Origin of the sequence: Paraburkholderia sp. BL27I4N3 (assembly GCF_003386115.1) — a bacterium.
Classification (GTDB): Bacteria; Pseudomonadota; Gammaproteobacteria; order Burkholderiales; family Burkholderiaceae; genus Paraburkholderia.
This window is the reverse complement of the sequence record NZ_QREJ01000001.1, coordinates 2,635,773-2,657,723: the sequence shown is the minus strand read 5'-3', so window position 1 is coordinate 2,657,723 and position 21,951 is coordinate 2,635,773. Positions and strand designations below refer to the sequence as shown.

Here is a 21,951-nt window from a genome sequence, read left to right as displayed (position 1 = left end):
AGCCATGCCTCAGCGCGAACGCCTGTGCGTCGAACTTGGTGAAATGCGGCCGGGTTGGGATCAATGGTGCGCGCGCAGGGGCATGACGGTTGGTGAAGGCGTGCGGCAACTGATGGCATCCGCACTGCGTGCCGATGCTGACGACACGGACATCCGTGCCGAAGCAAATCCCCGATGGAGTGCTGTCGGCGTTTCTCGCACTCGAATCGAGATCAGGCTGACGCTCGCTGAACAGGAGGCGGTCGAGCGGCGTGCAGTGGTGTCGGGCCTGACCAGCAACCGCTGGATTGTGGCGTTGATCCGAGCGCAGTTCTTGAAGGAACCTCAGTTCGGCGTGCAGGAGATGCAGGTGCTGACGGATTCGAACCGGCACCTTGCTGCGATCAACCGGTGGCTTGGACAGATTGCGCGTGACGGAAGTTTGGCGGATATCGGACGAAACGGGGGTGGGAATATGGACGCAATCCGGGACGTGATAGATCTTCATCTGCGCGCCGTGGCAGCCATAATTCGCGCGAATCTTGATCGATGGAGTCGGTGACATGCCTTATCCGAAGGTCTACATTGATGCGATGCTTTTGAACTGGGGCGACCGTCTGTTTCAGGAACCGTTCAGGCATGCCCGCGCGCAGCGGCTTTCGGGTGCAGGCATGCGTGATGAAGCCACGCGCACGCGCGATCAATTGGCCCGGACACTCAGGCGCTCGCCTGAAGTCATGGTCAAAATCACCAACAAGGCGTCGAGTGCTCAGGGTATGGGCGCGGTGCGTCGGCACTTGCGCTACATCTCCCGCAACGGGCAGGTCGAACTTGAAGACCAGAACGGGGACTCGATTGCTGGTGCCGACGCTGTACGTGACCTTATGCGGACCTGGCAACTTGGAGGGTGGGGGATTCCGGAGACGAATACCCGTCGTGAGGTATTCAATATTCTGCTGTCGATGCCGCCGGGGACGAACCGACAGGCCGTGCGCGATGCTGCACGGAATTTCGCAGCGCTCGAGTTCGGGGATGGGCGCGCTTATGTGTTTGCGGCGCACGACGACGAGGCTCATCCGCATATCCATCTTAGCGTGCAAGTGCGTGGGCCGGATGGTCGGCGTCTCAATCCGCGTAAGCAGGATCTTTGGCGCTGGCGTGAACGGTTCGCAGAGCAGCTTCGCGAGCACGGCGTCGAGGCGAATGCGACACCCCGGCGCACGCGCGGTATTACGCAGCGTTATCCCAGTCAGGGTGTGGCGCACATGCTGGCGCGTGGAGAAGTGCCGATGTACTGGCGGGCGGGCGCGAGCATGGAGCAGAGGCAGGCAGGCTGGAAGTCTCACGATGGAGTATTTGCTGCGTGGCGGGAGGTAGCGCAGATGATGGCAGCCTCGCCCACAAGAGCGGATCGAGCGATGGCTGTCGACATTGTGGATTTCGTGAAAGCAATGCCAGTGCAGCGGGATGCGCCAGCTATTGAACCGCGTCCGGAAAGGGAGCCCGTCGGTGGAAGTCCCATAGTGCCGGAGCGTGACGCCCAACCCGATAAAACAGGACCGGACGTCGAGCGTTGATGCGGAGATGCCAGATTGCCTCGGATCGGCGGCAAGCGGCGTCTCGCCGATATCCTGCTTTTGCGCTTTCCGCCGCATCTCTGACATATGGAGATATTTGCCGACGACGCGGCACTGTTCGTCATGCGGCCGTGAGCGGGCGCCGACTGATGAGCCCATATTCAACGATTATGGATCGACAAACCATGCAGGGCCGCCCTTATAAGTCGCGAAAAGCAGGAAAAACATCACGATCACGAGAAGCGGAATACCGTAGAGGGCAACAGGGAAAAACAGTACGAACTGGAGTAACGAGCCGCCGATGCCGTGAAGAAAGTCGGTGTCACGAACGTTTTCAACTACCAGCCAGATCGCCATAGCGAGGCCCATCGCCATGAGGACAAGTCCGCCGGACGGCTGCGTATGGCGAAGCGGGGCAGTTACCCAGAAATAGTATCCCCACCAGAGGAAATTGATGCCGATTGCCTCGAGCCAGAAGCCACGCACCGAAAAGAAACTGTAAGCGAAGCGACGCTGGCAATGGCGACTGAATAGCTGGATTCCCTTTGCAACTCCGCACAGGATAGCCACGACTATGGCGAGCTTCAGGATGTCCATGCGACATTCTCCTTTGCGAGGTGCTCCTTTCAGCGGTGGATTCGCGGGAAAGACATGTCTCGCTATCTTCTCCCCAATATAGACGGTCGTCAGACGAATGCAACTTGGCTTTCGTAGGGCGGTCAAGAATGGTGTGGTTGGACACACGGCGTGGCACATCACTATGCCGGTCACTGATTGTCAGAGAACGCGACAGGATGATCGCTGTCTCCGTGCGTCCACAGCAAAACTGTGGTCGGGTCCTTGCCACTGATCATGTGGGTGCTTCACCGGTTTAACGGAGAGGAGTACATTGAGTGCGGGAACGCTGTCGTTGTCTGCGAATCGCTGAAAAGGAGTAGTTGAAATACTTAGCCAACCGAAATATTTCATGCCAGATCGCAGCGCCCATTGCAGACTCGAACTTGCGACAAGCGGTTTGCAAGACGGCGGACGGTCAAGGATCAGTCGAGTCTTGCGGGGCTTGGTTTGCGTCAGGCGACTTAGTGGCCGAAATACAGCTATTACGGTAAGAAAACTTATCTTAATAGAGTGCTATGCGTACACGATTTTGGGACGACCGAGGTTTCGGGGAACCGCCCACGGGGCGAACGTCAATCTCAAGCGCCACGTTGATCGGGCTTGCAATCAGATGGCCCGGTGCGGAAATCGAAATGAGGGAGTTCGTAGTGGCCACTTGTGTGCCTTGACGTGGCCGAAACTGCGAATCTCGTCAGGCAGATTCGCGAGCTCGAGCGCCGCATCGAAACGCGCGATATCCAGCGTCGCGCAGAATTCGTCGACCAGTGCGAAGTACTGCTCCGATCAGATCACGTTCGTTGCGCCGTTCCTCCGTCTTGGCAAATACGTCGGACTTCGTACCGCTCAGGAATCTGAATTTTTCGAGCACGCGAAATATCTTGAGCGTCCATTGCCCGAATCGTTGCTTTTTCAGCTGGCCCTGTTCGTCGCGTTCGGCGAGCAATGGCGGCGCGAGATGGAACGCCGAGCTTGTAATCGCGAACCGGCTCGCCTTCGAACTGAGCGCACAGCTTGTCCATATAGGCCGGGTCCGCATAGGGACGGGCCACTTCGTACTCGTCCTTATAGGTCATCAGTTTCGCCAGATTGCGCGCGACCACCGGCGTGAGGCGAAGCTTCGACCCGGGCACAGCAGCCGCTTCCTTCTCGCGCAGCCGTTCGACGGCTCCAACATAGCGCGCGGCATAGCGCGGATTCTGATAGACGCTCAGCCGTGCGACATTGCGCTGGATCAGTCGGTCCAGCGATTCGGGCATCTGCACGACAATGGCTTGCTACTTGCCGACCAGCGGCGTAAAGCCATCCGCGGCGGCTTCACCGTGCTGCGCGAGATAGCGGCCCCATTCGAACGCCGGACGATTCTTTTCGACGGCTATGCCATTCAGTTCGATCGCGCGACCGAGACTGTCGTAGCTGAGCGGCCGCCAGCCGCGTTGCTAGGCAAAGCCGAGCAACAGGGGATTGGCATAGAGCGTGTCGCCTAACAGCGCGAGCGCGAGGAACGGCGGAAGCATCTCCAATGTGACTATCCATGGAAAGGCCCCGGTGGCGAAGTTCTTCGCGAAAATCCCGAGTTACTCGATGCGAGACTCCGCAATATTTCGTCCGGGGGGCGAGCTTTTCATGACGAAGAGGCCATCGTATTCACTCGCCGGTTTGAAAGCGATGTGTAAGTCCGTCGATTGCCTGCAAGCGTTGGCCAGGCATCAACGCTGCGAGCAGCATGTTTATATACGAGTCGTATCGTGTCGATAAGTCGGGTTTTTCCTACGTTCAGAAGCGCTATAGCCAGGGGTAATCCGCTTGTTATGCAAGAGGCAAAGGCATATTATGAGTCTTATCGTATCGATATTGACGTGATAACTTGCAGGTGGTCCGCTAGTCGAAGCCAACCGCCCGCAGAACCTGATGAACGTTCAAGTCCGTCCTGGCAGCGGTGGACGCGGACGGCCGGAGCGTCGCATTCGCTGGCAACGTTATGGCGTTTGGGCGTGTGAGAGCCTCGTAGGGCTCGCACGGCGCCCAGTCTGTGTCGGAAAGCTGTTATCTGACGGGCGCTATGTATCGATCCGATATTGTGTAATCCAAACTAAGTTGCGAAAGCGGCAAATAAATCAAGGAGACAGTCATGGATCGGAGGTGCGTTGTCGGGACGGCGGCCGCAGTAGCGTCGAGTTTTCTGCTTGCGGTATCGGCTCATGCGCAAGGCAGCGTCACGCTGTATGGTATTGCGGACACTGGCGTCCTCTATCTGAGCAAGACGCTGAATATGGCAACCGGGGGTGACGGCGGCAAATTTGTGGGTTTCCAGAACGGCGGGGTTGCACCAGCCATATTCGGCCTGACGGGTACGGAGGATCTCGGCGGTGGGCTCAAGGCGATATTCAAGCTCGAGAGCGGCATTGGCTTCTCCAACGGCGGATTTAACAACGGCAATGGCAACCTGTTCGGCCGCGAGGCCTACGTCGGGCTGAAGGGCGGCTTCGGCGAGGTCAAGGCAGGCCTGCAGTTTTCGCCATTTTTCCTGTCTGCCTGGGCGCTCGATCCGCGTGTCTTTTCGGAGTTCGGCAGCATCCTGGCCATTTATTCCAACAACGTCAGCGTGACGGGCTCGTTCAGCTCGAATGCGATCTCCTATACGAGCCCGGAACTGTACGGTCTCCAGGCGAGCGCGATGTACTCATTCGGCGGCGTAGCCGGGAACTTCCAGTCGGGCCGTCAGTATTCCGCACGTCTTAAGTACGAGTTGGGCGGCTTGACGCTCGACGCTGCCTTTTTCGACAGCAACGCCGGCGGGTCGGTGGTCACCGTTCCCCCCGGCAATGTGCCGTTTGTGGGACGGGTGATCGGCGCGGCCTACAAGTTCGGCCCCGTCACCGCGAAGGCTTCTTTCGAAAGTTTCAAGGTCCAGGGCGGCGCGACCAACAACGTGTACGGCGGTGGCGTCGATTACTTCGCGTTGCCTCAACTGGACCTCAATGCCGGTGTCTGGTACGTCAGCGATCGCAACGACTCATCAAGCCACTCGCTGATGGGTGCCATGGGCGCGACTTATTTCCTGTCGAAACGCACGGGCGTGTATGCGCAAGTCGGCGTGGTGAACAATCACGGGAAGGCGAACCTGGGCCTGACGCCCGGAGTCGGGACGACGTCGCTCTTTGCGCCTGCGGGAACCACCACCGGTGCCACGATCGGGATCATGCACATGTTCTGATCGCACTCGTCAATGGCCGGTCGCGCAGTGAGCGCGGTCGGTCATTGCCAGCCACTTTACCCCAAATGTAATATGGATAACGAAGCATAATGAACATGCTTTCCTGGAGGATCGGTGCCCGGCTCGCTGCGGGGTTCGGAATTGTCCTCGTTCTGAACAGTATTGCGGTGTGCATGGGCCTGTCAGGTCTCAATGCGCAGCGGCGCAGCGCCGGATATGCCACTGGGCAGGTCTATGCGGCCCTGGCCGCTGTTCACGCGGACGCGCTGCTCGACCTCGATAGCGCGCGCCTCATCCGCAACCTGATCCTGCGCACTGACGTCCAGTCGATGGCGGGCGACCTGAAAGGACTCGAGGAGGACCGGAAGCGATCCGACGCGCATCTGGCCCAGCTCTCAACCTTGCTCGACACAGGAGAAGGCAAACAGCTTTATGAGCATGTCGTCGCCGCACGCGAGCGCTATGGCCGTTATGTTGGCACAGTTATCCAGCTTGCCATGCAAGGTCGGAAAGCCGAAGCCACCGTGGCGCTTTATGGATCGGATTCAACGGTGCAGGACACCTATCTGTTGGCGCAGCACAGGCTCGCGGCGTATGCCGAGTCACAGATGTCGGCGGCGCGCGCCAGGATAGATGCGGCCTACCGGCAAGCGCTGCTGTGGCTGGTCGTGTGTGGACTCGGCGCGCTGCTTTTCGGTATGGGTCTGGCATTGGCTGTTACCCGTTCGATCGTGCGCCCACTGTCTGACGCGGTTCGTGTATCCGAGGCAATCGGTTCGGGCCACCTCACCAGTGCCATTGAAACGCCGCACGACGACGAGCCGGCGCAGGTCATCAAAGCGTTGGGGCGCATGAATCTGAACCTCGCTCAAATGGTGGGATCGGTGCGCGATGGCTCCGATCAGATAGCCATCGCGTCGAGAGAAATCGCGGCGGGCAATCAGGACCTGTCGGCGCGCACTGAACAGCAGGCTGCGTCGCTGGAAGAGACGGCTGCCAGCATGACGCAGCTCACGCAGACGGTGAGGCAGAACGCCGACAACGCGAGACATGCCGACCACCTTGCCTCTAACGCGAGCGATCTCGCGCACGCCGGCAACGAGGCGGTCGAGCGCATGCTTGAATCCATCGGCAGGATCAGCGCGAGCTCGGGCAGGATTTCGGAGATTACCGGCGTTATCGAGGGCATTGCGTTCCAGACGAACATACTGGCGCTGAACGCAGCCGTCGAGGCGGCGCGCGCCGGCGATCAGGGACGCGGCTTTGCTGTGGTGGCTAGCGAGGTGCGCGGCCTGGCGCAACGTTCGGCGTCTGCAGCCCGCGAAATCAAGGATCTCATCGGTTCATCCGTCGCGACGGTCCGCGGCGGCGCGCAAGAGGCTGCGCAGGTAAGTCAGACGATGGCCCGCGTGAAGCAGGCAATCGGCGACGTTTCCACCATCGTTGGCGAGATCATGACGGCCTCTGATGAGCAGAGCCGCGGTATCGAAGGAATCTGTCGGGCCTTGACGAGCATGGACGAGATAACGCAACGCAATGCGTCGCTCGTTGAGCAGGGGGCTGCAGCGGCAAGCGCGCTGGAAGAGCAGGCGAGCCGGCTCAGCGCCAGCGTGGCGGTATTCAGGCTGGCCGCACGGCCGCTGCGCGGGGAGGCGGGCCTCGTCGGGATCCGGAACGGTCCATCCACCGCACCGCTCGGGGCCTGAGCAAGGCGTCATCGGCTGACGCCGCTCCCAGGTTCTAGCGCAGACCAAACAGCCGGGTTCTCACCGAGCGCAGATGTTCACGCATCAACTGCTCGGCCAGCGCCGGGTTGTGCGTCCGGATCGCATCGACCATTTGCCGGTGTTCGCTATCGGTATCGTGTCGAGGTCCCGTCTGGGACGTAAATACCTCTTCCATGCGCGTGTCCAGATTAAGACGCACCTGCAACCGCATCGTGTCGTACAGCATGAGCAGCAGGGCATTATGCGTCGATTCCGCAATGATCCGATGCAGGTGCTCGTCCAGGCGCTTCCACGGTATGAATGGCGCTGTATCCGCCATGTCGGCCAGGCACTGGTCCATCGCCGCGAGGTCGGCGGCCGTGGAGTGGACTGCCGCCTGCGCGGCCAGTTGGGGTTCCAGAACGAGCCGGGCGTCCATGATGTCGTCGACGCTGATCGAGGATGACCAGGTCTCGTCGTCGGGCTTCACATGTCTGGGACCGACGAACGTGCCCTTGCCGACGTGTCGCCAGATGAGTCCCTCGTCTTCCAGCCTTTTAAGCACCGTACGCAGCCGCCCCCGCGAGACACCGAGCGTCTCGCTAAGCTTGGGTTCTGGTGGCAGACGCAGGTCTGCGCTGCCGGCCACGTGGCCCTCGATGTACTCGCGTAGTCGCAGCACATCCTGATCGATCATGTTCGCTTGTTCCGACATATTCCTTGACCTCCAGCGCCGGGAGGCTCTCCTGCCCGATTATGGCATCCGCTTGTAAAGACGAACCGCACAGGCCGCGCGCCCCGCAGTCCCGTTCGTGGGAATCGGGCGGCACCGCGCCGGTCACGGTTAATTGATGCGCGATCGAACGCATCAATGCGTGGGTCATTATGCACGATTCCGCCATTGAATTCGACCGTTACGCCCCGGCGATATGGTTTAGACGTGCATCAATAACTAAAGAGATACGTTTCAATGCTTGCATTGATGCGTTCTGGCGGTTAGCATTCGGTTCATAAGAACGGTCCCAAGGGTGGGATTGGAGACACTGCATGCTGAACATCCTGTTGCCATTGCTATGGACTTCGTTGCCGAAGGCCGCCGTCATCGAGCCGGGTACGGCGTCGGCGCGCGCGCCGTGGACGTTCGAGCCGGCACATACCCACATCAGCTTTTCGGTCCGTCATCTGGGGCTTACGCGCACGCCCGGGATCTTCGGGCGTTTTGATGCGCAGCTGGCGTTCGACGACCAGCGTATCGAGGCCTCGAGCGTGTCGTTCGAAATCGACGCCGCGTCGATCGACACGGCCTTCGACATGCGCGACGAACACCTGCGCGGCGCCGACTGGCTGGATGCGCAGACACATCCGAAGATCGTCTTCGGGTCCCGCGCCGTGCGGCGGGCAGAGGAGCGCCAGTATGTGATCGACGGAGATCTCACCATTCGCGGCATCACGCTGCCGGCCACCTTCGATGCGGCGCTGATCGATCGCGCAGTGAACCCCTGGACGCTGGGCCCGGTGATCGGGTTCGAGGCGACGGCCAGCATCAGTCGCAGTGCTTACGGGATGGATGCGATCCCTCATGCACTGTCGGACAACGTCCGTCTGAAGATCGCGGCGGAAGTGACCCGCCAGGCCTCATCTGGCGTGCCACACGTGCATTCGTAAAAACACGCATCAATTCCGTATCCCGACAACTGCGTCCGCCTTATCGCTCTCGAGTCCTTCGCCAGCTGGCCACACAGGCCGTGCGACTGGCCGAGCCCTTCAAGTCACTCCCTGTTTCCGCCCATGACCACTTCCCCGTTTGCCCCCGTGTTTGTCTCCAGCGAGGCCGCCAGTACCGTCTTTGTCTGGAAGGACGCCATCCGCGCGCTCCAGACGGCGTACGCCCGTCCCATCCCGCCTAAAAGCACTCCGCCGCGCACCGTCGCAGTCGCGGGCAAGACGTGGCTGCGTACGCTGCCGGCCGTGCCCGTGGGCAGCCGTTACTACGGTGCCAAGGTCATGGGCATGGCAATGGGTTCGAAGGCACCGGGTGTGGAGTATGTGATCGTGCTGTTCGATCAGGAAACCAGCCGCATCGCGGCGTTTGTCGACGGCAATCTGGTGACAGGCTTTCGCACGGCCGCCACGTCGGCAGCCGCGCTCGACCGGCTGGCACCCGCGAAAGCGGCCCGCCTGGCCGTACTGGGCAGCGGCCTCGAAGCGTCGATGCACACGCGGGCCATTGCCAGCGTGCGGGATCTGACGGAGGTCGTCGTGTTCAGTCCGACGCCCGAGCGTCGGGCCGCGTTTGCGGACGCCGTGACGCGCGACCTGGGCGTTCCCGCCCGCGGTGTTGCGTCCGCGCAGGAAGCAGTGGAGGCAGCCGATCTCGTGCTTGCGGCGGCCCGCTCCCGGGATGAGCAGCCGATTCTTTTCGGCGACTGGCTCAAACCCGGTGCGACTGTCGTGTCAATCGGTTCGACGATTCCCGAGCAGCGTGAGATCGACGTCTCGGTGGTTGCCCGAAGCGACATCATCGTCTGCGACATGCTGGAGGAAGTACTGGAGGAGACGGGTGACATGCTCGCTGCTCACAGGGCCGGCGTCGCGTTCCACGACAAATCATTCAGCCTGGCCGATCTGATGACGGGTGCGCTCGACGAGCGCCTGAAGGACACCAGGGCCCGAATGTACAAGTCGGTCGGAGGAGGTCTGCAGGACATCGTGGTGGCCGAGCTGATCCTCAACAAGGCGATCGAGGCTGGTCTGGCCACGACGCTACCGATCGAATTCGAAACCAAGCGCTAATGCGCGCGACGTTGAACATCAACGCAGACTAAAGGAGCATTGCATGGCTCGCTATATCAAAAAGGAAGCCCGCGAATGGGCGCGTGAACATCTTGTTGGCGTCGCCAACGTGACCATTCCGACCATGACGTCGGACTTCAGGCGTATTAACGAAAAAGCAGTTCGCCACGACGTCGAACTGGCTATCAGGCACGGCTTCGTCGGCTCCCTCTCGTGCTCGGAAGTGGCCATCACGCAGGAGCAGTATGGCGAGTTCTGCGGCATCATGGCCGACCAGGCCGCGGGCCGCCTTGTGATAGTGCATCACGCGGTGTTTAATACGCTCGAGGACAACATCGAGGCGATCAGACTGGCAGAGGCGGGCGGTGCCGACCTGGTGTTACTTGGCTATCCCCCGTACTTCTACCCACAGTCCTACGACGAGGTGTTCGAGTACACCAGGGCGATCTGCGAGTCGACGAGTCTCGGCGTGATGGTATTCCCGCTGCCGGCGTGGGGCTTCTCCCGCCTGCATCCTGCCGACATCCCGCTGCCGGTACTGCGCCGGATGGTCGACGAGATTCCCAACGTCGTCGCGATCAAGGCCGAGGGCGGTCTGCCCTACATCATGTCGGCGATCGAGGTGCACCGCGAATTCCACAAGGAAGTTGTCATCTCGTCCCCGCTGGAATACGAATACGTGCCGCTGGCGCAGGTCATGGACATCCCTTTTTGCGGCACCAACTATTCGGCCTACTACGGCCCGCTGCTGCCGCAGATCCACAAGCTGATCCGCGCGGGCGAATACGATCAGGCGACACAGCTCTGGTACAAGATGGATCCCGCACGCAAGGCTTTCGCGAGCCTGCCCATCGCGGCCAACGGGCTGCTCAACCGCATGCTGTGGAAGTACCAGGCATGGCTGCAGGGCTATAACGGCGGCCCCATGCCGCATCCGACCCAACGTGTGTACCAGCGCGACATGACCGTCCTGCGCAAAGGCCTGGAAGCAGCAGGCCTGCACCCGACCAGCGATCCCGACGAGGCCTTCTTTGTCGGCCGTAACCCGGTGTGAGGCCGACTGACATGAGTGAACTCATCACGCTTCCCCTGAAGGACCCGAGCCTGCTGCGTCAGGCGATGCTAATCGATGGCGAATGGGTACAGGCTGATAGCGGCAACACACTGGAAGTGCGCAACCCCGCCACGGGCGAACTGGTTGCGCGCGTGCCTGACGGTGGCGCGAATGAGACGCGGCGTGCGATCGCGGCGGCTGAGCGGGCGATGCGGGGCTGGCGCAAGACCTTGCCGAAGGAACGCGCCAGGGTGTTGCGCACCCTGTATGACCTGATGCTGGCACACATTGATGACCTCGCTGTCATCATGACGGCAGAGCAGGGCAAGCCGCTGGTCGAGTCGCGCGGCGAAATCCTGTACGCCGCAGGCTTCATCGAGTGGTTCTCGGAGGAAGCGAAGCGGGTCTATGGCGACATCATCCCGCAGAACGTCGACGGCCGTCGAATCCTGGTGCAGAAGGGGCCGATCGGTGTTTTTGCGGCGATCACGCCGTGGAATTTTCCGTCTGCCATGATTACCCGCAAGGCGGGCCCTGGCTGGGCCGTCGGCTGTGCCGGTGTCATCAAGCCGGCGAGCCAGACGCCGCTGTCTGCTCTCGCGCTGGCCGTCCTTGCAGAGCGCGCTGGTCTGCCGCCGGGCGTATGCAACGTCGTCACCGGCTCGGCTCGCGCGATTGGCGGTGAGCTCACCGCCAATCCGGTGGTGCGCAAGCTGTCGTTCACGGGTTCGACCGAGGTCGGGGCGCAGCTGCTGGCGCAGTGCGCACCCACCATCAAGAAGACCAGCATGGAACTGGGTGGCAACGCACCGCTCATCGTATTCGACGACGCCGATCTCGACGCTGCTGTAAAGGGTGCGCTCGCCGCGAAATACCGCAATGCAGGTCAGGCCTGCGTCGCGGCGAATCGCATACTGGTGCAGTCGGGCGTCTACGACGCTTTCGCAAGGAAACTGGCCGACGCATCCGCCGCGCTCAAGGTTGGCAATGGTATGGAGGCGGGCGTGGTGCAGGGGCCGCTGATCAATGAAGATGCCGTTCAGAAGGTGGAAGAGCATATCTCCGATGCGCTGTCCAGAGGCGCCCGTGTGCTCGCGGGTGGCAAGCGCCACGCACTGGGAGGGTTCTTCTTCGAGCCCACTGTGCTGGCCGACGTTCCCGTGGACGCCCTGATCTTCCATGAGGAGACGTTCGGTCCGATAGCGCCGCTGTTCCGGTTCGAGACGGAAGAAGAGGCGATTGCGCTCGCCAACGACACGCCCTTCGGTCTGGCATCCTATGTGTTCGCGCGTGATGTGGGCCGGATCTTCCGTGTGGTCGATCAGCTTGAATTTGGCATGGTGGGCGTCAATGAGGGGTTGATCTCGACCGAGGTTGCGCCGTTCGGAGGTGTCAAGACGTCCGGACTGGGTCGCGAGGGATCCCGATATGGTGTCGACGACTACCTCGAGATCAAATACGTGGCGTTGGGGGGGCTCTGAGCGACACGTCAGGCGCAGCGCGGGACGCCGCGTGTGATGGCCGGTCCCGATGACCGGACCGGTCAGCCCGCTACCCATCGGTCGGCGAGCCCGCGGCGAACAGGTGTCCTTCCAACTGGCAGGTAATTAAGGCACGATGTGTCTTATAATTCCGTGATACCGTTCGGGACACCCCTCAACACGGCTGTCCAGCTTCCCACAAGGGAAGTGGGAGCACTTGCCGGTCGACCTTCCGTTACGCCAATGAAGACAAAAGCTCAGCTTCCCGTTCCTGGACCTGCCGCCGAGCGAGGTGTCGGCAGGCCGCGCAGTGAGGAGACCCGTACGCAGATTCTCGCTGCGACGGTTCGGCTGCTCCACACCAGCACCATACAGTCGATCTCCATCGAAGCAATCGCCAGGGAGGCGGGCGTTGGAAAGGCGACGATCTACCGCTGGTGGGACTCAAAAGCGCTCGTCGTGATCGATGCGTTTATGGAGCACCACATAGTCAAAACCCCGATGCCGCACAACCTGCCGCCAGGTGAAGCCATTGCAGTGCATCTGATGGCGCTGATTCGCGAATATGCGGGATGGTCTGGCCGGATCGTCGCACAGATTATTGCCGAGGGGCAGGCCGATCCGGCCGTTCTGCGCGAATTCCGCGAGCGGTTCCACTATGGGCGTCGGGCGCTTGTACGGGAAATGCTCGAGGCCTGGCGGAGTACGGCGCGCATTCCCGTCCCACCCAACATTGAGACCCTGAGTGAGCTGTTGTATGCGCCGGTCTATATGCGTCTGATGGTCGGAAACGGACCACTCGACGATCATTTCGCGCGGGAACATATCAGCTACATCTACACCCTGCTGGGTGTCGAGGTGCCTGATGTGCTGAAGGCGGGCGAACCGCCGAAAAAGCAGAAAGCACCCACGAGGAAGACGGCGGTTGCCGCACGTTGAGCCGTGGCGGTGGGTCCCCCCGATCGCCAGGCAGGCAGTGACGTTCCGAGAAAATAAGCGCGAGGCCGCCCGGCCATATCAGTCGGGCGGCGGCAAATCATGCGGCGGCGAGCAGCCTCGCGATCCTGCAGGTCGAAAACGAGAGATTGAGGTGGAGCGGGAGGATGAAGAACGTTGATCAGCTCCCGGTGGGTAATCCTGGTGATGTGCTGGCTGAGAATTGGCTCATCCGTCGCTTCGTTGAAGTGGACCGGGCAATTTCTCGATCCACTGATCAACAGCTGAATTCGCTGGTTGGGATTTCGTCTACACAGGCTAAAACCATCGCATGTCTGGCTCATCAACCATGCCTGACGCAGGCCCAGCTCGCACATCGATTGAATTACGACGTGGGGGCGGTATCGAGGCTCATATCACATCTTGTCGCATCGGGGATTGCAACGAAGAGGCGGCAACCTCAAGATCGCCGGTCATGGAGCATCTCGCTGACCGGGCGGGGTGCGGACATGTTGGCGGACATTGCGGCGATCCTTAAAGCAGTCGACGACAGGTCGACCGGTGCCTTGACCAACGACGAAGAATATTTTCTCGTGGCTTTGCTCAAGCGCCTGCTCGTCAACGCCGCGCGCCACATGGAGAGGGTCACAAAATCCGCCTGACGCGGGTTTCGGTGATGCATGCGCTTTCCGTCGCACTGTTCGCGTTACTGATCGTGCCGCACCGAGAACACCAGCGCGAGAGTCAGAGGATACCGAAGTCACGCTATTCGACTTTCATGATCGCGGGTTCGGTCTTCAACTGAGCGATGTAGCGACCGTTGCGTTCTGGCTGAAAGTTGCTGATCAGGAGGCGCTGGCAACGTCGTGGCGAGCGTTTCTGCAGGGCTATGGTATCGAGCCAGATTCGTCGCGCGCGAACCACCCGCTGGTTCGTGCTTGCGCGGCTGTTAGCGGCGGTGTAAAAGCGCCATTAGATGGCGGCGCAAAGTTGAGTAGAAGCGTCAACAACAGAGGCGGTTATGGGCCGCTGTTGTTGGGTGATGGTCATCAGAATGGATCGTCGATGTCACGAGGGTGAGGATTGTCGGGAGGCGCGCGTTGTTCGTGCAGCAGGTCATTGAGCGGAATCTGATAGTGCGCGGCGATACGCTCGCGTAGATCGTCGATGAGTTCCACGACGGCGAGCGCCTGATCTGCGGACCAGTTGTCTGGGATCAGGAAGTCCAGCCCGTGAGTGATGCCCGAAGGCAGGTGAAGGCGCTTCATGATTTCTTCTTCTCCATACGTGCTGCGCTGCGTTTCTTTGCGCGCTGCTCCGCCCGTTCACGCGCCTCCTTCACCCGGTAGGACTCGCCTTCGATCGCGACGACTTCGGCGCGATGCACCAGCCGGTCAACCAGCGAGACGACGCAGGCGGCGTTCGGAAACACCTCCGACCATTCTGCGAACGGCCGGTTTGTGGTGACCACGGTGCTCGCTGCGCCATACCGGCGGCTGATCAGCTCGAACAGCAGGTCGGCGTGGCGATTCGAGTAGGACAGGTATCCGACCTCGTCAATTACGAGCACGTCAGGCGTGGCGTACCGGTGCAGCCGCCGGCGTAACGCTGAGTCACTGTCAAGCGCGGCGAGCTCGCCGAGCATCTGGCCAGCAGTTGTGAACAGCGCCGTGTGCCCGTTGACGAGCGCCTGGTAGGCGAGGTTCAGCGCCAGGGTCGACTTGCCCACGCCGTTCGGGCCGATCAGTACGACGTTGGCGGTGTCTCTGACGAACTCGAGCGACATCAGTTCTTCGACGGCGGCCCGGTCGCAGCGCGTGGGCCAGGTCCAGTCAAAGTCGCACAGCGGTTTGAAGCTGCCCAGATGGGCGTCCCGGATGCGTCGCTCAAGCGAACGGCGGGCACGCTCGTCTTCTTCCCACTGCAACAGCGGCGCAACCCAGCCGGCGTCAGTGAGTTCCGGCCAATGCGCCAGCAGCCCGTACAGGCGCAGGGCGTTCGCGCGTTCCTGCAGGTTCTCAGGCGAGCTCATCAGTACCTCCCGTTATCTGGTCGTAGATGTCGAGCCGGTGCGGGGTCACCAGCGTGTCCTTGCTACGCACGTGCTCGGGCAGGTTCACCGTCACTGGCGGCGGTACCTGACGCGACTCGCGCCGACGCTCCAGCGCCAGACGCACCGGATTCTGGTGAGGCGCGGCATCGCTGGCGAGCGTTTCCTCGATCGCTGCCTGCAGTTCGGCTGCACCATAACGGTCGAGCAGCCGCAGCAGGTGGGCGGTGATATTACCCAGATTGGCGCCGCGTTCAGCCGCGCGCAGCATGAGTGTGTGACTGGCCGGCGCTGCGCGGGCGAGATGGTCGAGGCCGCGATGGTGACGGGCTTCGCGTTTGCGTGCAACGAGGGCGTCGATGTGTGCGGGAATCTCGATTTGCGCGCCGCGATCGTAACTGCGCACATGAGTTGCAAGCAGATCGGCGCCGTCGAGAATGCGCACCTGCCGGGGATCAGCCCGGACCGTAAGTACGCGCCGCACGTGGGTATGCGGGATCGTGTAGTCGTTCAGATCGAAGCGCACATACGGCTGCTTGCCGACCTTCACGGCCAGTTGCAGTTCGCAGGGGTACGGATTCTCCGGCAACGCAAGCAGGCTGGGCTGCTCGCGGGCGAAGGCTTCGCGCACCGTGATCGTGGGTTCTTCCCGGCAGGGACGATCCGCCGCCATGCCCGCGCACCATTGCGCGGCCTGGATGTTCAGATCGTCGAGATCGGTGAACTTGCGCGCGGCAAAGAAATTCTCGCGTACATACCTGATAGCTCTTTCGACGCGTCCCTTCTCGTTTCCTCTGGCCACTGCCACGGGACGCGGCTCGAAGCGATGATGAGCGGCGAACGCGAGAAGCGTGGGGTTGAAGCGGATCGCATCACCCTGACGCTCGAGCACAGCGCTCCTGAGATTGTCGTAGAGGAGGATTCGTGGCAATCCGGACCACGCCGCGAACGCGCCGGCGTGGCCCGCCAGGAAGCTGTCCATGCGGGCATCGAGGAAGAAGCGCAGATAGATCTGCCGAGACCATGACAGCACCATGACGAAGGCCATGAGTGGCCGGCGCGCGCGCCCGATCTGCAGGTGATCGAAATGGGCCCAGTCAACCTGGCCCTGCTCTCCAGGCAAGGTGCGCAGCCGCAGATAAGCCTCTGGTGCAGGACGCGGACGGTGTACCGCGATCAGGTGCCGGAAATGATGAGGGTTGCCACGGTAGCCGCGCTCGGTGACCATCGCATACAGCCGGCTGGCCGTGAGCGACGGAAACCTCTTGAGCGTGTCATGGATAAACGGCAGGTAGGCATCGATCTGCGAAGGTCTGAGCATCCCGCCGATGCGGGGCAGACCGGCCTGCGCCAGCACGCGCTGGACCGTGCCACGGTGCACGTGCAACTGCCGTGCGATGGTGCCGCAGCGCCACTTCTCGACGTGGTAGTAGCGCAGGATCTGCGCCTCAAGTTCAACTCCAATGGTCATGGGTCACTTCCTGTGCAGTAGGTAGTAGTACGAACATCACGGAAGACCCGACGGCGTAGTGGCCCCAGGCGCACGAAGCCCGGGCAGACGCAGTGGCAGAAATGGCACTGCTCAGGCACAGCTGGGGCGGTGGCGGATACCGCCGCTGTTGCCGCCGACGTCGTCGAAGTCGGTGCCAGTAGAGCATCGGCGGCAGGCGCAGAGGAACCCTGATGCGTCACTTTATTCCGGCGGCTGCGATAGCGGCGCATCCGTTCGGCATGCGCGAAGCGGCCGTGACGACTGCGCTGATAGCGCTGGCCGGCCACGCGCATGCTGGCCTGACGTGCGACCTCCGAACAGTCGCCGTCGCAATAGATCTGGCCGCGGTCGCAACGGCGGCAAACGATGACCTGCGCCCGGCAGCGGGCGCACACAAACAGGCGGCCGGTGGCCGGCATCGGCAATCCCCGTCAATGCCGAAACGCTATCGACGGGACTGGTGGACCGTGCCATACTGGGCCGGCACCCGTGCCCATGCGCGTGTGGGGCTCGACATCGGAGTGAACTTGGCGGTTTGAGCCGGTGTCGGGCCTGTTTCTTCGGCGGTATTCCTTCTTCTACCGCATCTTGACCTGAGCGTCACCACTTCCTGAAATGAACCGCGTCGGGTGCGTCTGCACTCGCCCTACGGGCTCCTTCCGACGCACCGGGTAGCGCCTCTCGCTCTCCGCGCAAACCATTCCCAAACCGTTTAGCAGAGCATGACCATTCCGCATCTCTGATTGACGCCGCCGTTTAGTGTCGGATTCTCACAGCCGTTCACAGCGGCAGATCCGCGTGACGGAATGGCTGATTGACTATTGTGCTCTTTCTGACCATGTGTGGAAGACGCGAGGCATGGCTATGTGCGATACAACCGGCGGTCCCAAGGCTCTGGGACCCTCCTGAGCCGATAGTCGCCAGATGGAAGGCGGAGATTCGCGCTCGCATGAAGCCAGTAACCGTATCGGGAATCCGAACGCTTTTGCGACCAACGTGATTCGGTAGCCTGAACAACGGACTATCAGCAATCGTAAGCGGGCGGCCTGAACCTTCACCGGTTGGCCACCCTCGATCAGCGCAAAGCTGCTCGGTAATTGCGCGAGATCCGGTTAGTGGGCTGCCTCCGCGGCGGGGGCGTGCACGGACTGGGTGCGGCGGCCCGCTTGCCAGAAACAGATAACGCTGATCGTCGCTGCGACGAGGATGGCCCAGCCGATGCTTTCGTATCCGAAATGTCGAGCCACTGCGCCGCCCAGAATGGGGCCAATTGCGGATCCCGTCATCGCCATGACGGGGGTCGCCGCCACCGCTCTTGTTGACGGATCGTTCCGCGCGAGGAAGGCAAACACGAACGTGTGAGTGAAGATTATGACCGTCGGGAAGATGACTCCCGCAACGGCGTATGGCGCAAAGTACGTCGAACGGGTCAGTGCAAAGCCTAGCGCACCCTGTAGCACCGGACCGGCAACCATGACCGCGCGGGCCGACACCTTGCGTTCGAGGAGCGCGGCCAGCAGTCCCGGCAACATATTCACCATCCCCATGACGAGCAGTACGTTCATAACCTGCCCCACGCTGAATCCGCGTGCGAGACCGATGGGTTCAAGGAAGCTGAGCATCATCGAATGACTCAGGGTGAGCAGACCTGTTCCCACCATCGCAAACCAGACGCCATGAGACAGGCGTTCCCGCTGACGTGGCACGCCGTCACGCGATGCCAATGTCGGGCGATCTGGAAAGCCAAGCAGCCCAAAGAGTGCGGCAGTGAGCATAATGGCGCCAAGGACTAGAAATACAACCTGGCCACCCAGCGCGGACACCATTCGCGGCACACCTCCCAGAAATCCCAGTGACAGGATGCTGAGCGCGGTGAATCCGATGGCGATCAGGCGATGTGGATTCGGGCTTGCGCCGATGGCTGAATGCGTGAGGGAAAGGGCGCATCCGACCGCGAGTCCACCGACGATGTGCAACCCGACCAGTACGGTGTAGTCGCGTGTCAGTGCCATGCAGAAAAACGCAACCGCCGCAAGTGCGAATCCCGCAGGCGCTGCGATCGTCCCGCGGATACGGTCTATCCGCGAAGAGATGAACAGGCTGCTTACCACCGCCGCTCCGAGGAATGAAGTGGCCAGCGCACCGGCACTTTGTGGATCCAGTCCATAGTATCGGATCAGGACGATACCTACCCATACGGGGAGTGCGACGACATCAATCATGCCGGCACAGTGACCCAGCACAAGCGACGTCCGGCCTTTCGGTCCGCCAATAGATCTGTTCATCGTGTCTCCATGGGGCAACGCCCGCCATTTATATACGAAACGGTGTGTCTCGATTTGGCACATGATAGCTGCGTGCTCCGTTACGGATATTGGGTCAAACCCGTGGACCCGAAGCATGTCGCTGAACGCTGCTGAGACTAATGCATCTTCCGCTATCGTAGCCCCCGCTACGTCTGTTTTTGTGCGAAAGCTTGTGCGCAGTATCCTGACCCGGCGATATGCCCGGAGCCCGGTTCGCCCGATGCGGATCTGGATTCCAGAACGGCAGACAGTAGGTAAATTAGAATACGGAGTGTATTATAATTGAACGCTCCGTTTTTGAATGTGTATCGCTGAGTGGCATTGCAACGTAAAGTCGTGATGACGTTGTTCACTATCCAACTCTCCTGCCAATGAAAACAGATATTCAGGGTTCCGCCGGGTTGGTCGTCCCAAGAGGGGTCGGTCGGCCCCGCAGTGAGGGCACACGCACCCAGATTCTCGCGGCGACCGTTCGCCTGCTTGAGACCCGCACGGTCCAGTCGATTTCGATCGAAGCGATCGCGAGGGAGGCTGGTGTGGGAAAGGCGACCATATATCGCTGGTGGAACTCGAAGGCGCTCGTCGTGATAGATGCCTTCATGGAGCACCACATAGTCAAAACCCCGATGCCGCGCAATCTGCCTCCTGGGAAGGCTATCGCATCGCATCTGGTGTCGCTGATTCACGAATACGCGGGATGGTCAGGCCGGATCGTTGCGCAGATCATCGCCGAAGGTCAGGCCGATCCTGCCGTGCTCAGGAAATTCCGCGAGCGCTTCCACTACGGCCGCCGTGCACTTGTGCGGGAAATGCTGGAAGAGTGGCGTGTTGCCGAGCCCATACGTGCCCCGGAGAATGTGGAGACATTGGCGGAGCTCCTGTATGCGCCCGTATATATGCGGTTGCTGGCGGGCAGTGGACCGCTCGACGACCGGTTCGCGCAGGACCACATCAACTACATCTATACGCTGCTAGGTGTTGAGCCACCGAGCATTGCGGAACTCGACGTGGTGAAGCGGAGCGCCCCTGCGGAGAAGACGGCTGCCACGCGCTGAGGTGTGGCAGCCGATGCAGGACGGGGTTGCGCCCGGCGTGGATTGGGTCCGTTCAGGCTAGAAATTCACCTGGTCAGCACCCTTCAGGTTGAGTATCTGCCTCGCTTCATCTGGCGAGGCGATCTCAATGCCCAGTTCGTCGAGAATCCGGCGGATCTTGCGGACCTGATCGGCGTTGCTCTGTGCGAGCTGTCCGCGTCCGATGTAGAGGCTGTCTTCGAGACCGACACGGACATTACCGCCCATCAGGCTTGCCATGGTCGCCATCGGCATCTGGTGTTTGCCAGCAGCGAGTACGGACCAGTGGTAGTCATTGCCGAACAGCCGGTCGGCGGTACGCTTCTGGTGCAGCAGATCCTCGACGTGTGCGCCTATCCCGCCGCGCAGTCCGAATACCGTTTGCACGAACAGTGGAGGCTTGACAAGCCCCTTCTCCAGGAAGTACTGAAGTGTGTAGAGGTGGCTGACGTCGTAGCATTCGAATTCAAACCGCGTGCCCCCGGCCTTGCCGATGTGCTCCAGAATCCATTCGATATCGTCGTAGGTGTTGCGGAAGATCAGCCCGCGCGTGCCTTCCAGAAAGGGCACTTCCCAGTCATATTTCCATTCACGCCTGCGCTCGGCCATCTCTGCCAGGACCAGGTTGAGTGATCCCATATTCAGCGAGCACATCTCCGGCTTGAGCGCACGTCCTGCCGCCGCGCGGTCCTCGATCGACATGTGCGGCCCTCCGCCGCCCGTCGAGATGTTGATGATTGCGTTGCTCGACGACTTGATGGCGGTCACGAAGCGCCGGAAGATGTCGGGGTCGCCCGAGGGACGACCATCCTCGGGATGACGGGCGTGCAGGTGAATGATGGCGGCACCTGCCTCAGCCGCTACGATCGACTCGGCCGCGATTTCTTCCGGCGTGACGGGAAGGAACTGCGACATCGAGGGGGTATGGGCGCCGCCTGTTACGGCGCACGTAATGATCGCTTTGCTCACAGCGGCTCTCCTTCGGCGAGGTCAAGCAGTACGAATGCCATGCGGCACGGCTTGCCGGAGCGGTTCGCCCAGCTGTGGTTGGTTGCGCGCTGGATCAGTACGTCGCCGGCGCGCATGAGCTTTTCGCCTTCGTCCAGCAGGGCCCAGATTTCTCCCTCAAGGACAAAGGCATAGTCGAGCGATTCTGTCTTGTGGAACCAGAAATGCCGGGGGTTGCTCCTGTCGCGGACGCCATTCGCGTCGAGAAACTGTTTCAGCTGGGATTCATCGTAGGTTTCATCGGGCGGAAAATCGACAATGCGCAGCAGCGATCCGCCTCGCGAATGGAACTCGAACGCGTGACCGGCCGGCGCGGGTTCTGCGCCGGGCGCGCGCGCTTCACCCGTTGCCCACAGCACATGGGCGACGGGCAGGCCGGGGCGGGCCGTCCTGTTCGGTGCTGGCTGGTCAGACAGAAAATACGACTTTCCATCCGAATTGGTGTCTGTGATGATCCGTCTCACCGGCCGATAGCCATCAGCCTGCGCATGCTGCACATTGTCCGTGTCTGCCGTCGTTTCCATTTTTTCTCCATTAACGAGTCGATTCGTTTCGTATTGAATCGTTAACCACGGCGGTGACCCTGTCAATAGGGACAATCATCGCGGATGCAGGCGCGTCGCACAAAATCCAGGCTTGACAAAACAGAACGATCCGTTCTGTA

Annotated in this window: 20 protein-coding genes and 1 pseudogene; 12 read left to right on the top strand and 9 right to left on the bottom strand. The window is 61.1% G+C overall.

What is annotated here, in order from left to right; genetic code table 11:
- Positions 1 to 4: 4 nt before the first annotated feature.
- Positions 5 to 541, top strand: coding sequence for a plasmid stabilization protein (locus B0G71_RS12240; protein WP_116142056.1), 537 nt, complete (start codon positions 5 to 7; stop codon positions 539 to 541).
- 1 nt (position 542) lies between these two features.
- Positions 543 to 1,556 carry a relaxase/mobilization nuclease domain-containing protein gene (locus B0G71_RS12235; RefSeq protein WP_116142054.1) on the top strand — a complete coding sequence of 338 codons (1,014 nt, stop codon included), beginning with the start codon at positions 543 to 545 and terminating at the stop codon, positions 1,554 to 1,556.
- A 168-nt stretch (positions 1,557 to 1,724) separates the two neighbouring features.
- Here B0G71_RS12235 and B0G71_RS12230 read toward each other — a convergent pair whose 3' ends face one another.
- Both B0G71_RS12230 and B0G71_RS12225 read right to left on the bottom strand, forming a co-directional pair.
- Positions 1,725 to 2,153: a hypothetical protein gene (locus B0G71_RS12230; protein ID WP_116142052.1), complete on the bottom strand. Its 429-nt coding sequence runs from the start codon at positions 2,151 to 2,153 to the stop codon at positions 1,725 to 1,727.
- A 684-nt stretch (positions 2,154 to 2,837) separates the two neighbouring features.
- Positions 2,838 to 3,673, bottom strand: a pseudogene (locus B0G71_RS12225) (DUF6537 domain-containing protein); the annotation flags it as partial.
- Positions 3,674 to 4,302: 629 nt separating this feature from the next.
- Between B0G71_RS12225 and B0G71_RS12220 the strand changes: the two are divergent.
- Both B0G71_RS12220 and B0G71_RS12215 read left to right on the top strand, forming a co-directional pair.
- Entirely contained in the window at positions 4,303 to 5,388 is a 1,086-nt protein-coding gene (locus B0G71_RS12220; RefSeq protein ID WP_116142050.1) for a porin, read from the top strand.
- 89 nt (positions 5,389 to 5,477) lie between these two features.
- Complete coding sequence (locus B0G71_RS12215; RefSeq protein WP_116142048.1) at positions 5,478 to 7,094, top strand: methyl-accepting chemotaxis protein; 1,617 nt, start codon at positions 5,478 to 5,480, stop codon at positions 7,092 to 7,094.
- Positions 7,095 to 7,128: 34 nt separating this feature from the next.
- On the opposite strand, the gene B0G71_RS12210 is transcribed toward B0G71_RS12215, so the two are convergent.
- A complete protein-coding gene (locus tag B0G71_RS12210; protein WP_258875565.1) occupies positions 7,129 to 7,791 on the bottom strand; it encodes a FadR/GntR family transcriptional regulator in 663 nt (220 codons plus the stop codon).
- A 350-nt stretch (positions 7,792 to 8,141) separates the two neighbouring features.
- Between B0G71_RS12210 and B0G71_RS12205 the strand changes: the two genes are divergently transcribed.
- The 6 genes from B0G71_RS12205 to B0G71_RS12180 all read left to right on the top strand — a co-directional run bounded on the left by B0G71_RS12205 (position 8,142) and on the right by B0G71_RS12180 (position 14,020).
- Positions 8,142 to 8,759: a YceI family protein gene (locus B0G71_RS12205; RefSeq protein WP_116142044.1), complete on the top strand. Its 618-nt coding sequence runs from the start codon at positions 8,142 to 8,144 to the stop codon at positions 8,757 to 8,759.
- A gap of 123 nt (positions 8,760 to 8,882) precedes the next feature.
- Positions 8,883 to 9,887: an ornithine cyclodeaminase family protein gene (locus B0G71_RS12200; protein WP_116142042.1), complete on the top strand. Its 1,005-nt coding sequence runs from the start codon at positions 8,883 to 8,885 to the stop codon at positions 9,885 to 9,887.
- A 43-nt stretch (positions 9,888 to 9,930) separates the two neighbouring features.
- The gene (locus B0G71_RS12195; RefSeq protein WP_116142040.1) at positions 9,931 to 10,941 is read left to right on the top strand and encodes a dihydrodipicolinate synthase family protein; all 1,011 of its coding nucleotides are present in this window, start codon (positions 9,931 to 9,933) and stop codon (positions 10,939 to 10,941) included.
- Between the two features lie 11 nt (positions 10,942 to 10,952).
- Positions 10,953 to 12,422 (top strand): NAD-dependent succinate-semialdehyde dehydrogenase, encoded by a 1,470-nt coding sequence (locus B0G71_RS12190; RefSeq protein ID WP_116142038.1) that lies wholly within the window; start codon positions 10,953 to 10,955, stop codon positions 12,420 to 12,422.
- A 243-nt stretch (positions 12,423 to 12,665) separates the two neighbouring features.
- On the top strand, positions 12,666 to 13,361 hold the full coding sequence (locus B0G71_RS12185) for a TetR/AcrR family transcriptional regulator (protein ID WP_116142036.1): 696 nt from the start codon (positions 12,666 to 12,668) through the stop codon (positions 13,359 to 13,361).
- A 164-nt stretch (positions 13,362 to 13,525) separates the two neighbouring features.
- Positions 13,526 to 14,020: a MarR family winged helix-turn-helix transcriptional regulator gene (locus B0G71_RS12180; RefSeq protein WP_116142034.1), complete on the top strand. Its 495-nt coding sequence runs from the start codon at positions 13,526 to 13,528 to the stop codon at positions 14,018 to 14,020.
- Positions 14,021 to 14,407: 387 nt separating this feature from the next.
- On the opposite strand, the gene B0G71_RS12175 is transcribed toward B0G71_RS12180, so the two are convergent.
- The 3 genes from B0G71_RS12175 to istA are packed head-to-tail and all read right to left on the bottom strand — an operon-like array spanning position 14,408 to position 16,879.
- Positions 14,408 to 14,626, bottom strand: coding sequence for a hypothetical protein (locus tag B0G71_RS12175; protein WP_116138983.1), 219 nt, complete (start codon positions 14,624 to 14,626; stop codon positions 14,408 to 14,410).
- On the bottom strand, positions 14,623 to 15,390 hold the full coding sequence (gene istB / locus B0G71_RS12170) for an IS21-like element helper ATPase IstB (RefSeq protein ID WP_116138981.1): 768 nt from the start codon (positions 15,388 to 15,390) through the stop codon (positions 14,623 to 14,625). The genes B0G71_RS12175 and istB overlap by 4 nt, the downstream gene beginning before the upstream one ends.
- Entirely contained in the window at positions 15,377 to 16,879 is a 1,503-nt protein-coding gene (gene istA, locus B0G71_RS12165; RefSeq protein WP_116138979.1) for an IS21 family transposase, read from the bottom strand. Before istA ends, istB begins: the two co-directional genes overlap by 14 nt.
- A gap of 212 nt (positions 16,880 to 17,091) precedes the next feature.
- On the opposite strand from istA, the gene B0G71_RS12160 reads away from it, so the two are divergent.
- A complete protein-coding gene (locus tag B0G71_RS12160; RefSeq protein ID WP_116138977.1) occupies positions 17,092 to 17,439 on the top strand; it encodes a hypothetical protein in 348 nt (115 codons plus the stop codon).
- A gap of 573 nt (positions 17,440 to 18,012) precedes the next feature.
- Here B0G71_RS12160 and B0G71_RS12155 read toward each other — a convergent pair.
- Entirely contained in the window at positions 18,013 to 19,185 is a 1,173-nt protein-coding gene (locus B0G71_RS12155) for an MFS transporter (RefSeq protein WP_116148542.1), read from the bottom strand.
- Between the two features lie 392 nt (positions 19,186 to 19,577).
- Between B0G71_RS12155 and B0G71_RS12150 the strand changes: the two genes are divergently transcribed.
- Positions 19,578 to 20,261, top strand: coding sequence for a TetR/AcrR family transcriptional regulator (locus B0G71_RS12150; protein WP_116142032.1), 684 nt, complete (start codon positions 19,578 to 19,580; stop codon positions 20,259 to 20,261).
- Positions 20,262 to 20,318: 57 nt separating this feature from the next.
- On the opposite strand, the gene B0G71_RS12145 is transcribed toward B0G71_RS12150, so the two are convergent.
- Together B0G71_RS12145 and B0G71_RS12140 are read right to left on the bottom strand one after the other, a co-directional pair.
- Positions 20,319 to 21,248: a 3-keto-5-aminohexanoate cleavage protein gene (locus tag B0G71_RS12145; RefSeq protein WP_116142030.1), complete on the bottom strand. Its 930-nt coding sequence runs from the start codon at positions 21,246 to 21,248 to the stop codon at positions 20,319 to 20,321.
- A complete protein-coding gene (locus B0G71_RS12140; protein ID WP_116142028.1) occupies positions 21,245 to 21,811 on the bottom strand; it encodes a cupin domain-containing protein in 567 nt (188 codons plus the stop codon). The genes B0G71_RS12145 and B0G71_RS12140 overlap by 4 nt, the downstream gene beginning before the upstream one ends.
- Positions 21,812 to 21,951: the final 140 nt, after the last annotated feature.